Raw genomic sequence first — 12,767 nt, forward strand, 5'->3', positions numbered from 1 at the left:
CCCGCCCACACGATGCCTCATGCCACGCTCATTTGGGTGGCGGGCCGGTGTCGGCTAGTCTTGCCAGGTTGTCCGGCCGAGTCCGGGCACCGGTGGCGCGCCCCTGCGGTGTACCGCGACCCAACCAATGCCTTCGCCGCTATCGCGGCGTGCACGACGATCAGGAGAGACCGTGGCTGCCAACTGCGACGTCTGCGGCAAGAGCCCGAGCTTCGGGCACAGCATCTCGCACTCGCACGTCCGCACGAAGCGTCGCTGGAACCCGAACATCCAGCGCGTGCGTGCCGTCGTGGCCGGCGCCCCCAAGCGCCTGAACGTGTGCACCTCATGCCTCAAGGCCAACAAGGTCGTGCGGCACGCCTGAGATGTACCCGTGTCACGGCCGCGACTCGTCGCGGCGGTGACGAGCTCGACCAGAACTGCACACGACGTCGACTGAGCCCGTGGGGGGTCACCCCCGCGGGCTTCGTCTGTGCCCCCTGGCCTCCATCGACGAGACCTGTCGGCGGGAACTGCTGCGCTTGCCGCGGCACAATGGCAGGGTACTGACCATGGTGGAACAGCTCGGTGAAGTGACCATCCGGCTCGCCGACGTCGCCGACGCCGCGGAGATCGCCCGCGTGCACGTCGCGTCCCGGCGCGAGGCGTACGCCGGGATCGTCGCCGCCGAGTACCTGGCCGCGCTGGATCCCGCGGCCCGCGAGCCGGAATGGGCCGACTACCTGCGTGCCGGTCCGGACGAGGGCGTCCGGACGTGGATCGCGTGGACCCCGGGCCACGCGCTGGGCTTCGCATCGCTCGGGCCGAGCCGCGACGAGGACGCCGCGCGCAACGAGCAGGAGATCTACTCCATCTACCTCGACCCCGGGATGTGGGGTCACGGGGTCGCGCGCGAGCTCATGCGCACGATCCTGGCCGAGGTCGCTCCCCCGGTCCACGTCTCGCTCTGGGTGCTCGCGGACAACGAGCGCGCCCGGCACTTCTACCGCCGGCACGGCTTCAGCCCCGACGGCACCGAGCGCCTCCAGGAGTTCGGCGGCGAGGAGCTCCTCGAGGTCCGCTACCGCCGCCGCTGACGCGTACCTCAGCCGCGGAAGTGGTCCCAGCCCGGCGACGTCGTCGTCGGCGCGAGGCCGCCCACGAGCACGCCCGGACCGGTCGGCCCGGCCGCCAGCACACGGCCGACGGCGCGGAACGGGTCGGGCACGGCCGCGCCGGCGGGAAACGTCGCGAGCAGGCCGTGATCCTCGCCGCCGGTGAGGACCCAGTCGGCGGCCGACGCGTCGAGCGCCGCGGCGGCCCCGGCGAGCTCGGTCAGGTCGGCTCCGAACGCGTCGGCGACGGGGTCGAAGTCGAGCACGACCCCGCTGGCCGCGGCGATCCGGCCGGCATCGCGCAGCAGCCCGTCAGACACGTCGAGCATCGCGGTCGCGCCCGCGAGCGCCGCCATGACGCCCGCGGCGAGCGGCGGATCGGGACGCAGGTACGCGCGCACGAGGTCGGGCGCCACCTCGCCCCGGCCGGCCGCGAGGAGCGCGAGGCCGGCGGCCGACCGGCCGCGCACCCCGGCGTGCGCGACGACGTCGCCCGCGCGGGCCCCCGACCGGAGCACCGGTGCGCGCCCCGCCAGGTCGCCATGCACCGCGACCGACACGACGACGGCGTCGCCGCCGGACAGGTCGCCCCCGACGACGCCGACGTCCTGCGGCCCGCACGCCGCGGCAAGGCCCGCCGCGAGGCCCGCGACCCACGCCGCCGGCAGGTCGCCCGGGATCACGAGGGTCACCACCAACGACGTCGCGCGCGCGCCCATCGCCGCGATGTCGGCGAGGTTCTGCATCGCGGCCCGCCAGCCGACGTCCACTCCCGTCGACCAGTCGCGCCGAAAGTGCCTGCCCTCGACGAGCACGTCGGTCGAGACGACCACGCGCCCGTCGGGGGCCGCGACGACGGCGGCGTCGTCCCCCGGGCCGAGGAGCGTCGCCGACCCGACCGGCAGCAACGGGAAGATCAGGGCGAGCAGGTCGTCCTCGGTGAGCTCGGCGACGGTCGGCCCGGCGTCGCTGACGGGAGGCGCGGGGTCGGACGGGGGCACGGGGCTGGCGGCGGTCACGGCCGCAACGGTACCGAGCCCGCACGGGCTACCGTGACCGGGTGCCCCGCCTCCGCCTGCCCGCCGCCGCCGCCGGCCTGCTGGTCGTCGCGACGGCGGCCTGCGCGCCGGCCGTCAGTGTGCGGGTCGCGCCCGCGGCGGCCGACCCGATCTGCGCGAGCGTGGTGCTCGCGCTCCCGGACGAGCTGGCCGATGGCGCGCGCCTGGACACGACGAGCCAGGCGACCGCCGCCTGGGGCGACGCGGCGGCACCGATCGTGCTGCGCTGCGGCGTCGACCCGCTGCCCCCGACGACGCAGTCCTGCGTCACGGCCACCGACGCCGCGGGGGTCAGCGTGGACTGGGTCGCGGTCGAGGGCGCCCGGGCCGCCGACGGCACCGCGACCTGGACCTTCACGACCTACGGCCGCGAGCCCGCCGTCGAGGTCACGGTTCCGGGCCAGGTGACCGCCGACCGCTCGACGAGCTTCCTGGTGGACCTCTCGGCGGCGGTCACCCACGCGCCGCAGCTGCGCAGCTGCCTGTGACCGGTGGGGCGGGTCAGCGCAGGCCGGTGGGGCGGGTCAGGGCCAGCTGGAGGAGCTCGTCGATGAGCTCGGCGTAGCCGAGGCCCGACTCGGCCCACATGCGCGGGTACATCGAGAACGGCGTGAAGCCGGGCATCGTGTTGATCTCGTTGACGATGACCCGGTTCTCCGGGGTCACGAACACGTCCACGCGCGCGAGGCCCTCGCAGCCGACCGCTTCGAACGTCCGGATCGCGAGCTCGCGCACCTCGGCGTTCACCGCCGCCGGCAGGTCCGCCGGGCAGGTCAGCTCGACGCCGGCCTCGTTCAGGTACTTCGCCTCGAAGTCGTAGAAGTCGTGCCGCGTGTCCGTGACCACGATCTCGCCGGGCTGAGAGGCGCGCGGCCGGCGACCGTCGGGGCTGCCGAGTACGGCGCACTCGATCTCGCGGCCGACGATCCCGGCCTCGATCACGACCTTCGGGTCGTGCACCTGGGCCGCCGCGATCGCCGCCGGCAGCTCGGCGAGGTCGTCCACCTTCGTGATGCCGAGGCTCGAGCCGCCCCGGGCCGGCTTGACGAACACCGGCAGGCCGAGCAGCGCGACGGACTGGGTCCACGCCACGGGGTTGCGCTCGAACGCGCCGGGGCGCAGCACGGTGTATCGCCCGATCGGCAGCCCCTGCCCCGCGAGCACGAGCTTCATGAAGTGCTTGTCCATGCCGACGGCGGAGGCGAGCACGCCCGCACCGACGTAGCGCAGATCGACGAGCTCGAGCATCCCCTGGAGGGTCCCGTCCTCGCCGAACGGTCCGTGCAGCAGCGGCAGGACGACGTCGACCCGCCCGAGCGCCGACGGCGCGGCGTCGGGCGCGAGCAGGCTCAGCCCGGCCTCGTCGGCGGCCTGCGGGAGCAGGACCCGCGACGGCCCGTCGACGACCTCGGGGAGGCGGCCGTCGATGATCGCCCAGCGATCGGGGTCGTCCTCGACGAGCACCCAGCGCCCCGCCGGGGTGATCCCGACCGGCACGACGTCGTACTTCTCGCGGTCGATCGCGCGCAGCACGCCGCCCGCGGTCGCGCAGCTGATCGAGTGCTCGCCGGAGCGCCCCCCGAACAGCACCAGGACCCGGGGTTTGGCCACGACGCCGGCGACGACGTCGAGTGCGGTCTGCGGGTTCGTATCCATCGCGCCCGACCCTACCGGCCCGAGACCCACGGGCCGTCGCGGCGCGGCGGCTAGCCTGCACGCATGCACGCATCCATCGGGCCGGACGGCCGCACGCACGCGCTCGCTCCGGACACGGTCGTCGTCACGTCGGGCCGCCCCGCCCGCACGCCGGGCGGGCCGGTGAACCCACCGGTCGTCCTCTCGTCGACGTACGTCTCGCAGGGCACCCCCGCCGACGGCGAGCTCGTCTACGCGCGCTCCGGCACCGAGACGTGGGTGCCGTTCGAGCGGGCCCTGGCCGACCTCGAGGGCGCGGCGCAGCCGGCGCTCGTCTTCTCCTCCGGCATGGCCGCGATCGCCGCCGCGATGTCCCTCGTGCCGCACGGCGGCCGGCTCGTGCTCCCCCGGCACTCCTACCAGGTCACGCTCGGCTTCGCCGCCGACCTGGCCGCCCGCGCGGGGGTCGAGGTCGTCGACGTCGACATCGCCGACACCGCCGCCGTGGCCGCGGCCCTCGGCGGGCCGCGGCCCGCGTCGCTGCTGTGGATCGAGTCGCCGACCAACCCGATGCTCGAGGTCGCCGACGTGCCCGCGCTCGTCGCGGCCGCGCACGCCGCGGGGGTCCCCGTCGCGGTGGACAACACGTTCGCGACGCCGCTGGTCCAGCGCCCGCTCGCCTGGGGCGCCGACGTCGTCGTGCACTCGGTGACCAAGTACCTCGCCGGGCACTCCGACGTGGTGCTGGGCGCCGTCGTCGTCGACGACGCCGCCCTGCGCGAACGGTTCCTCGCCTACCGGTCGCTGCACGGGGCGATCGCGGGGCCGTGGGAGGTGTGGCTCGCGCTGCGCGGGCTGCGCACGCTCGCGCTGCGGATCGGCCGCTCGCAGGAGTCCGCGGCCGAGCTCGCGCGCCGCCTCGCCGCGCACCCGAAGGTCGCGCACGTGCGGCACCCGAGCCTGCCCGACGACCCCGGGCACGAGCGCGCGACCCGGCTGATGAGCGGGTACGGCTCGATCATCGCGATCCGGCCCGTCGGCGGCGCCGCGGCCGCCGACGCCCTGGTCGGCGCGCTCCAGGTGTGGGTGCCCGCGACGAGCCTGGGCGGGGTCGAGTCGAGCCTCGAGCGGCGGCGGCGGTTCCCCACCGAGTCGGCGACCGTCCCCGACGACCTGCTGCGGCTGTCGGTCGGGATCGAGAACGTCGAGGACCTCTGGGCCGACCTCTCGCACGCCCTGTCGACGCTCTAGCGAGGATCTAGCGCACGCGGTCGCGAGGCCCGGGTCAGGCGCCCTCGGCCTTGCGGGGGCGGGCGAGCAGCAGCGGCGCGAGCTCCTCGACCGGCAGGCCCTCGTGCAGCACACCCACGACCGCCGCCGTGATCGGCATCTCGACCCCCACGCGCTGGGCGAGCTCGAGCACGGGGCGCGAGGTCTTGACGCCCTCGGCGGTGCCGCCCGTCGCAGCGATCGCCTCGTCGAGCGTCATGCCCTGGCCGATGCGCACGCCGAGGCTGTGGTTGCGCGACAGGGGCGACGCGCACGTCGCCATCAGGTCGCCCATCCCGGCCAGGCCGGGGAAGGTCTCGGCGTCGGCGCCGAGCGCGAGCCCGAGCCGGGTGATCTCGACCAGGCCGCGCGTGATCACGGTTGCCATGGTGTTGAAGCCCAGGCCACGGCCCTGCGCGATCCCGACCGCGACCGCGATGATGTTCTTCACGGCGCCGCACAGCTCGACGCCCACGACGTCCGAGTTCGTGTAGGGCCGGAACGCGGCCGACGAGCACGCCGTCGCGACGAGCCGGGCGGTGCGCGCGCTGGTCGAGGCGACGACGGTCGCCGTCGGCTGCCGCTCCGCGATCTCGCGCGCGAGGTTCGGCCCCGAGAGCACCGCGATGCGGTCCGGCTTGAGCCCGAGCGCCTCGGCGACGACCTGGCTCATGCGCCGGTCGGTGCTCAGCTCGACGCCCTTCATGAGGGACACGGCCACGGCGTGGGCCGGGATCAGCGCGCGCAGGGGCTCGAGCGTCGCGCGGGCGCTCTGCGACGGGATCGCGATCGCGACCAGGTCGACGCCCGCGAGCACGCGCGCCGCGTCCGTCGACGCCGTGAGCTGGGCGGGCAGCGCGATGCCCGGCAGGCGCGCCTCGTTGCGGTGCTCGGTCGTGATCTGGGCGCACACGGCGGCGTCGCGGCCCCAGAGGGCGACGTCGCAGCCCGCGTCGGCGAGCACCGTCGCGAAGGTCGTGCCCCACGCGCCCGTGCCGAGCACGGCGGCCCGCAGGGCGCTCACGCGAGGGGCTCGGGTCCGCCGTCGGCCGTGCCTGCGGCCCGCCCCTGGGGGTAGCGCGGGTCGTACCGCTGCGCGGGGGCCTGCTCGCCGCGGATCTCCTCGAGCAGGACGGTGATCGCCGCCATCACGCGCTCGGTCGCCTCGCGCAGGGTCGCGGTGCTCATCGGCCGGTCGTACAGGTCGGACAGGTCGACCGGCGGCCCCGCGACGATCGTCACCGGCTTGGGCGGGAACGGCTTGAAGAGCTTCTTGTACCGGCCCAGCAGCAGCTGTGGGCCCCACTGCGCGGCGGGGATGACGGGCGCGCGCGTGGTCAGCGCAAGCCGCGCGATGCCCGTCTTGCCGAGCATGGGCCACAGGTCGGGCTCGCGCGTGAGCGTGCCCTCGGGGAAGACCGCGACGCACTCCCCCGCCTCGAGCGCCGTGACCGCCGACTGGAGCGACTTCCCGGCGTCGGTCGAGTTCCGGAACACCGGGATCTGGCCGGTCGCCCGCAGCACGTAACCGAGCACGGGCACCGAGAACAGCGACGACTTCGCGAGGATCTTCGGCACGTGCCCGTTGTCGTACAGGAAGTGCGCGAAGGTGAGCGGGTCGATCTCCGTCATGTGGTTCGCCACCGCGATGAACCCGCCCTCGGTCGGCAGGTGCTCGGTCCCGCGCCAGTCCCGGCGCGTGATCGCGAGCAGCACGGGCCGGATCACGCGGGCGACGTTGCGGTAGGCGCGGTTGGAACGCTTCGGTGCGGGCACGGTCAGCGATGCTACCCGGCAGCGCCCCGACCCGGCCGAACCCGCGCCTCGACCCCGGATAAGACCCGGGAGCTCAGACCCGGCTGAACTCCGCGCCCAGCGCGCTGAGCTTGTCGGTGAAGTGCTCGTACCCGCGGTCGATCAGGCCGATGCCCTTGACGGTCGACGTGCCCTTGGCGGCGAGCGCCGCGATCAGGTGGCTGAAGCCGCCGCGCAGGTCCGGGACCTCGATCTCGGCGGCCGCGAGCGGCGTCGGGCCCGAGATGACGGCGGAGTGGTAGAAGTTGCGCTGCCCGAACCGGCACGCGCGCCCGCCGAGGCACTCCTTGTAGACCTGGATCGTCGCGCCCATGCCCACGAGGGCATCGGCGAACCCGAACCGGTTCTCGTACACGGTCTCGTGCACGATCGACAGCCCGCGCGCCTGTGTCAGGGCCACGACGAGCGGCTGCTGCCAGTCCGTCATGAAGCCGGGGTGCACGTCGGTCTCGAGCACGATCGAGTTGAGGTCGCCGCCGGGGTGGTAGAACCGGATGCCCTCGTCGTCGACGTCGAACTCGCCGCCGACCTTGCGGAACGTGTTGAGGAAGGCCGTCATCTCGGGCTGCGTCGCGCCGCGCACGTAGATGTCGCCCTGGGTCGCGAGCGCGGCCGAGGCCCACGACGCCGCCTCGATGCGGTCGGACAGCGCGGTGTGCTGGAAGCCGTGCAGGCGCGCGACGCCCTCGATCCGGATCACCCGGTCGGTGTCGACCGAGATGATCGCGCCCATCTTCTGCAGCACGTTGATCAAGTCCATGATCTCGGGCTCGATCGCGGCGTTCGAGAGCTCGGTGATGCCGTCGGCGCGCACGGCCGTCAGCAGAAGCTGCTCCGTCGCCCCGACGCTCGGGTACGGCAGCGCGATCTTGGTGCCGTGCAGGCCGTGCGGGGCGGTGATGTGGATGCCCTGCTCGCGCTTCTCGACGACCGCGCCGAACTTCCGCAGGATGTCGAGGTGGTAGTTGATCGGGCGGTCGCCGATCCGGCAGCCGCCGAGGTCGGGGATGAAGGCCTCGCCGAGGCGATGCAGCAGCGGCCCGCAGAACAGGATCGGGATCCGGCTCGAGCCGGCATGCGCGTCGATGTCGGCGACGTGCGCGGACTCGACGTTGCTCGGGTCGAGCAGCAGGGTGCCGGCCACGTCGTCGGCCACCACGGTGACGCCGTGCAGCTCGAGCAGGCCGGTGACGACGTCGACGTCGCGGATCCGGGGCACGTTGCGCAGCACGCTCGGCCCGTCGCCGAGGAGCGAGGCGACCATAGCCTTGGAGACGAAGTTCTTCGCACCGCGAACGGTGATCTCGCCCGACAGAGGGGTACCACCATTGACGTAGAGCAGATCATTCATGCCCTCATCGTTGCTCACTCCGGGGCTCAGACCAACCGCACAGGCCAGACTCGGCGCGCCGCGCGCCAAACCTTCACACCACCCGCGCGGGCTACTTCTTCTTCTTGCTGGTGGCCGGCTTGTGCTTCTTCGCAACCTTGCCTGACTTCGCGGGCTTCGCAGCCTTGGCTGGCGCGGGATCCTTGGCCGACTTGTCCTGCTTCGCGGACTTTGCGGCCTTCTTCGCCGTCGGGGCCTTCGCCGGCTTCGCGGCCTTAGCAGCCTTCGCGGGCTTGGCGGCCTTCGCGGGCTTGGCGACTGCGCTCGCCGGGGCGCTCACCGTCGGGGCCGACGGCGTCGCGCTCGCGGCGACCTTCTCCGTCGCCGCCCGCGCCCCGGGGGTTCCCGAGACCGCCGCGCGCAGCGCCGTCCCGGGCCGAAAGCGCGGAGCGGCCGAGGCCGCGATCTCGATCGCGGCGCCAGTGCCCGGGTTGCGACCCGTGCGGGCCGGCCGCTCGACGCGCTCGAACGTGCCGAAGCCCGTGAGCGTGACCCGGTCGCCGACGACGAGCCCGTGCTGGATCTCGCCGAGCACGGCGTCGAGCGCGGCGACGGCGGCGGCATGGCTGCCGAGCCGACCTTCGAGCAGGGCAACGAGTTCGGTCTTGTTCACCGCGACACCTTCATCCGTTGGGCGCGCCGGACGCCGCAGATCGCCGCGTCGCGCGACTCCCACCCTAGGGGAGCCGGCGGCGCGGGTCAGCCCGAAACGCGGCCGACATGCGATCGGCTCAGGCGGACGGCCGGGCGGCGGCGATCTCGACCGACGGCAGGTGCCGGGCGGGCAGGGTGGTTGGCCGCCAGGGCGCGCGGGTCGTCTCGAACGCGGCGATCTCGTCGGCGTGGTTGAGCGTGAGGCCGATGTCGTCCAAGCCCTCCATCAGGCGCCAGCGCGTGTAGTCGTCGATCTGGAAGGGCGCCACGATGTCGTCGCACGTCACGGTGCGGGACTCGAGGTCGACGGTCACCTCGGTCCCGGGCGCCTGCTCGAGGACCTTCCAGATGAGCTCGACGTCCTCCGCCGAGCAGGTCGCCGCCAGCAGACCCTGCTTGCCCGAGTTCCCCCGGAAGATGTCGGCGAACCGCGTCGAGATCACGACCCGGAAGCCGTAGTCCTTCAGGGCCCAGACGGCGTGCTCACGCGAGGAGCCCGTGCCGAAGTCGGGGCCGGCCACGAGCACGGAGCCGACCGCGTAGGCGGGCTGGTTGAGCACGAACGCCGGGTCGCCGCGCCACGCGGCGAACAGCGCGTCCTCGAAGCCGGTGCGGGTGACCCGCTTGAGGTAGACGGCGGGGATGATCTGGTCGGTGTCGACGTTGCTGCGGCGCAGCGGGACCCCGACGCCGGTGTGCTGGGCGAACTTCTCCATCAGGAGTCTCAGGCTTCCTCTTCGCGCCGGGCCGGCGCTGCGCGCCGGGCCCGGCTGGTCAGGTGTGGGGTGGTACCCGGGCTACGCCGGCTGGAGGTCCGTCACGCGGGTGCCGGTGCCGGCGTCGTCGCTGAGGTCCGAGATCGACGACAGCGTGCCGCGGATCGCCGTCGCCGCCGCGACCAGGGGCGAGACGAGGTGCGTGCGGCCGCCCTTGCCCTGGCGTCCCTCGAAGTTGCGGTTCGAGGTCGAGGCGCTGCGCTCCCCCGGGGCCAGCTGGTCCGGGTTCATGCCCAGGCACATCGAGCAGCCGGCGTTGCGCCACTCCGCCCCGAAGTCGAGGAAGATCTTGTCGAGGCCCTCGGCCTCGGCCTGCAGCCGGACCCGGGCGGAGCCGGGCACGACGAGCACCCGCAGCGAGTCGGCCTTGTGTAGCCCGTCGATGACCGCGGCGACCGCCCGGAGGTCCTCGATGCGGCCGTTGGTGCACGAGCCGATGAACACCGTGTCGACCGCGATGTCACGCAGCGGCGTGCCGGGCGTGAGCGCCATGTACTCGATCGCGCGCTCGGCCGTCGCCCGGTCGCCCGGGTCGGCGATCTCGGCGGGGATCGGGACGTTCGCCGACAGGGGCAGGCCCTGGCCGGGGTTCGTGCCCCACGTGACGAACGGCTCGAGCTCGCCTCCGTCGAGGGTGACCTCGACGTCGAACACGGCGTCGTCGTCGCTCTTGAGCGTGTTCCAGTAGGCGACGGCCTCGTCCCAGTCCGCCCCCTCGGGCGCGTGCGGGCGGCCCTTGAGGTAGGCGTACGTGGTGGCGTCCGGGGCGATCATGCCCGCGCGGGCGCCGGCCTCGATCGACATGTTGCAGATCGTCATACGCGCCTCCATCGACAGCGCGCGGATCGCCTCGCCGCGGTACTCGAGCACGTAGCCCTGGCCGCCGCCGGTCCCGATCTTCGCGATCACCGCGAGGATGATGTCCTTCGCCGTCGTGCCGGGGCGCAGGGCGCCGTCGACCGTGATCGCCATGGTCTTGAAGGGGTTGAGCGGCAGGGTCTGGGTCGCGAGCACGTGCTCGACCTCGCTCGTGCCGATCCCGAACGCGAGCGCGCCGAACGCGCCGTGGGTCGAGGTGTGCGAGTCGCCGCAGACGACCGTCAGGCCGGGCATGGTGAGCCCGAGCTGCGGGCCGACGACGTGCACGATGCCCTGGTCGGCGTCCCCGAGGGAGTGCAGCCGGACTCCGAACTCTACGGCGTTGTTGCGCAGCGTCTGGATCTGGGTCCGGCTCGTCAGGTCGGCGATCGGCCGGTCGATGTCGAGCGTCGGGGTGTTGTGGTCCTCGGTCGCGATCGTGAGGTCCGGCCGTCGCACCGGGCGCCCCGCCAGCCGCAGCCCCTCGAAGGCCTGCGGGCTCGTGACCTCGTGGACGAGGTGCAGGTCGATGTAGAGCAGGTCCGGCGCTCCGTCGCTGCCGCGGCGCACGATGTGCGCATCCCAGACCTTCTCCGCCAGCGTGCCGGCCATGTCTCGAGTCCTCTCGTGTCCCTGCCCGGCGGGGGTGTCCCGGGCGCGTCGCCAGCCGGATACTTGCGTCTCAGTCTTCGAGACGGCAGTATCGACCTATGGACAACTCTAGCGGAGTCGGCGTGCTGGACAAGGCCGCGTCGGTACTCAGTGCTCTCGAGGCCGGCCCCGCCACCTTGGCACAGCTCGTCGCGGCGACCCACCTCGCCCGCCCGACGGCGCACCGCCTCGCGGTGGCCCTCGAGCACCACCGCCTCGTCGCGCGCGACATGCAGGGGCGCTTCGTGCTCGGCCCGCGCCTGTCGGAGCTTGCCACGGCCGCCGGCGAGGACCGCCTGCTCGCCGCGGCGGGTCCCGTGCTCGGCGCCCTGCGCGACCATACCGGGGAGAGCGCGCAGCTGTACCGGCGCCAGGGTGACCAGCGCATCTGCGTCGCCGCCGCGGAGCGGCCCATCGGCCTGCGCGACTCGATCCCGGTCGGCGCCGCCCTGTCCATGCAGGCGGGCTCCGCCGCCCAGATCCTGCTGGCCTGGGAGGAGCCCGACCGGCTGCACCGCGGCCTCCAGGGCGCGAAGTTCACCGCGACGATCCTCTCGGGCGTCCGACGCCGCGGCTGGGCCCAGTCGGTCTCCGAGCGCGAGCCCGGGGTCGCCTCGGTCTCGGCGCCGGTGCGCGGACCCTCGGGCCGGATCGTGGCCGCCGTGTCCGTCTCGGGCCCGGTCGAGCGCCTGAGCCGCCAGCCCGGCCGCCTCCACGCCGCGGCGGTCGTCTCGGCCGCCAACCGCCTGACAGAGGTCCTCCGCCGCACAGCGGAGTAACCCCCCCCATCGTCAGCCCGGTTTTCAGGGGAATGTGTGCGCTGGACGCACCGATTCCCCTGAAAACCGGGCTGTAGCGGGGCGGGCGGCGGCGCCGGGCGGGGCTTGAGCGCTGCGGCGAACTGGGAGGTGTGGTCCCGAAATCGCCAACAAATGCGCCGCAACTCCCAGTTCGACGAGTTCGAGGTCGAGGGTGGCGCGTAGTTCGACGAGTTCGAGGTTGAGGGTGCCGAGTTCCGACGCCACTGCGCAGCCGACGGCCGGCGTCACCCGGCTCGCGAGTGTGGGCGTTCGGTTGTCGCGGGCGCGCATGTGGGCATTCGGTCCCCGGACCACCCACCCGATCGGGCCTCGGGGGTGATCTCCCCCGCTCGTGGGTCTCGAGAGCGGATCGCCCGCGCGCACGGGAGCTCGCGGGACAGGGCGGGTATGACGAAGGCCCGGTCACCGCGAGGTGACCGGGCCTTGATGTACCCCCGACGGGATTCGAACCCGTGCTACCGCCGTGAGAGGGCGGCGTGCTAGGCCGCTACACAACGGGGGCCTAAGCAGCCTTTTCGCGACCCGGTTGCCCGGATCGCGAACGACTACGAGTGAGCACCTTACCCGAAACTCCGGGAAGGATTCACGCTGGGGTACCAGGACTCGAACCTAGAATGTCGGTACCAGAAACCGATGTGTTGCCAATTACACCATACCCCAAAGTGGTACAAGCCCCCCACGGGCCTGCGGTTTCATCCGCAGAACACGGGGTCCGTACCGGCGGTTAACACTACCCGAGCCCACCG

At 73.3% G+C, this 12,767-nt stretch carries 13 protein-coding genes and 2 tRNA genes; 5 read left to right on the plus strand and 10 right to left on the minus strand.

Features of this window, described 5'->3' with window-relative positions; genetic code table 11:
• Positions 1-172 precede the first annotated feature (172 nt).
• Entirely contained in the window at positions 173-364 is a 192-nt protein-coding gene (gene rpmB / locus J4E96_RS15105; RefSeq protein WP_227422899.1) for a 50S ribosomal protein L28, read from the plus strand.
• A gap of 187 nt (positions 365-551) precedes the next feature.
• Positions 552-1,076 (plus strand): GNAT family N-acetyltransferase, encoded by a 525-nt coding sequence (locus J4E96_RS15110; protein ID WP_227422900.1) that lies wholly within the window; start codon positions 552-554, stop codon positions 1,074-1,076.
• Positions 1,077-1,084: 8 nt separating this feature from the next.
• On the opposite strand, the gene J4E96_RS15115 is transcribed toward J4E96_RS15110, so the two are convergent.
• Complete coding sequence (locus tag J4E96_RS15115; RefSeq protein WP_406619929.1) at positions 1,085-2,113, minus strand: thiamine-phosphate kinase; 1,029 nt, start codon at positions 2,111-2,113, stop codon at positions 1,085-1,087.
• Between the two features lie 41 nt (positions 2,114-2,154).
• Here J4E96_RS15115 and J4E96_RS15120 point away from each other — a divergent pair, with 41 nt between their 5' ends.
• Positions 2,155-2,640, plus strand: coding sequence for a DUF3515 family protein (locus tag J4E96_RS15120; protein ID WP_227422901.1), 486 nt, complete (start codon positions 2,155-2,157; stop codon positions 2,638-2,640).
• A gap of 13 nt (positions 2,641-2,653) precedes the next feature.
• Here J4E96_RS15120 and J4E96_RS15125 read toward each other — a convergent pair whose 3' ends face one another.
• Entirely contained in the window at positions 2,654-3,808 is a 1,155-nt protein-coding gene (locus J4E96_RS15125; protein ID WP_227422902.1) for a D-alanine--D-alanine ligase family protein, read from the minus strand.
• A gap of 63 nt (positions 3,809-3,871) precedes the next feature.
• On the opposite strand from J4E96_RS15125, the gene J4E96_RS15130 reads away from it, so the two are divergent.
• Positions 3,872-5,038 carry a trans-sulfuration enzyme family protein gene (locus tag J4E96_RS15130; protein WP_227422903.1) on the plus strand — a complete coding sequence of 389 codons (1,167 nt, stop codon included), beginning with the start codon at positions 3,872-3,874 and terminating at the stop codon, positions 5,036-5,038.
• Between the two features lie 34 nt (positions 5,039-5,072).
• Here J4E96_RS15130 and J4E96_RS15135 read toward each other — a convergent pair whose 3' ends face one another.
• The 6 genes from J4E96_RS15135 to leuC all read right to left on the minus strand — a co-directional run bounded on the left by J4E96_RS15135 (position 5,073) and on the right by leuC (position 11,161).
• Complete coding sequence (locus J4E96_RS15135) at positions 5,073-6,071, minus strand: NAD(P)H-dependent glycerol-3-phosphate dehydrogenase (protein ID WP_227425783.1); 999 nt, start codon at positions 6,069-6,071, stop codon at positions 5,073-5,075.
• A gap of 5 nt (positions 6,072-6,076) precedes the next feature.
• Positions 6,077-6,832, minus strand: coding sequence for a lysophospholipid acyltransferase family protein (locus J4E96_RS15140; protein WP_227422904.1), 756 nt, complete (start codon positions 6,830-6,832; stop codon positions 6,077-6,079).
• A gap of 73 nt (positions 6,833-6,905) precedes the next feature.
• On the minus strand, positions 6,906-8,222 hold the full coding sequence (murA, locus tag J4E96_RS15145; RefSeq protein WP_227422905.1) for a UDP-N-acetylglucosamine 1-carboxyvinyltransferase: 1,317 nt from the start codon (positions 8,220-8,222) through the stop codon (positions 6,906-6,908).
• A 91-nt stretch (positions 8,223-8,313) separates the two neighbouring features.
• A complete protein-coding gene (locus tag J4E96_RS20220; protein WP_264466156.1) occupies positions 8,314-8,874 on the minus strand; it encodes an HU family DNA-binding protein in 561 nt (186 codons plus the stop codon).
• 118 nt (positions 8,875-8,992) lie between these two features.
• Positions 8,993-9,631, minus strand: coding sequence for a 3-isopropylmalate dehydratase small subunit (gene leuD / locus J4E96_RS15155; RefSeq protein ID WP_227422906.1), 639 nt, complete (start codon positions 9,629-9,631; stop codon positions 8,993-8,995).
• Between the two features lie 81 nt (positions 9,632-9,712).
• Positions 9,713-11,161 (minus strand): 3-isopropylmalate dehydratase large subunit, encoded by a 1,449-nt coding sequence (leuC, locus tag J4E96_RS15160; RefSeq protein WP_227422907.1) that lies wholly within the window; start codon positions 11,159-11,161, stop codon positions 9,713-9,715.
• 98 nt (positions 11,162-11,259) lie between these two features.
• Between leuC and J4E96_RS15165 the strand changes: the two genes are divergently transcribed.
• Entirely contained in the window at positions 11,260-11,979 is a 720-nt protein-coding gene (locus J4E96_RS15165; RefSeq protein WP_227422908.1) for an IclR family transcriptional regulator, read from the plus strand.
• A gap of 471 nt (positions 11,980-12,450) precedes the next feature.
• On the opposite strand, the gene J4E96_RS15170 is transcribed toward J4E96_RS15165, so the two are convergent.
• Both J4E96_RS15170 and J4E96_RS15175 read right to left on the minus strand, forming a co-directional pair.
• A tRNA-Glu gene (locus J4E96_RS15170) sits at positions 12,451-12,523 on the minus strand.
• Positions 12,524-12,609: 86 nt separating this feature from the next.
• Positions 12,610-12,681, minus strand: a tRNA-Gln gene (locus J4E96_RS15175).
• Between the last annotated feature and the right edge of the window lie 86 nt (positions 12,682-12,767).

Origin of the sequence: Pengzhenrongella sicca (assembly GCF_017569225.1) — a bacterium.
Classification (GTDB): domain Bacteria; phylum Actinomycetota; class Actinomycetes; order Actinomycetales; family Cellulomonadaceae; genus Pengzhenrongella; species Pengzhenrongella sicca.

Coding starts and splice junctions, on each gene's coding strand:
- leuD (WP_227422906.1), bottom strand. CDS start 9,631: ATGGAGAAGTTCGCCCAGCACACCGGCGTCGGGGTCCCGCTGCGCCGC.
- murA (WP_227422905.1), bottom strand. CDS start 8,222: ATGAATGATCTGCTCTACGTCAATGGTGGTACCCCTCTGTCGGGCGAG.
- leuC (WP_227422907.1), bottom strand. CDS start 11,161: ATGGCCGGCACGCTGGCGGAGAAGGTCTGGGATGCGCACATCGTGCGC.
- J4E96_RS15125 (WP_227422902.1), bottom strand. CDS start 3,808: ATGGATACGAACCCGCAGACCGCACTCGACGTCGTCGCCGGCGTCGTG.
- J4E96_RS15110 (WP_227422900.1), top strand. CDS start 552: ATGGTGGAACAGCTCGGTGAAGTGACCATCCGGCTCGCCGACGTCGCC.
- J4E96_RS15165 (WP_227422908.1), top strand. CDS start 11,260: ATGGACAACTCTAGCGGAGTCGGCGTGCTGGACAAGGCCGCGTCGGTA.
- J4E96_RS15130 (WP_227422903.1), top strand. CDS start 3,872: ATGCACGCATCCATCGGGCCGGACGGCCGCACGCACGCGCTCGCTCCG.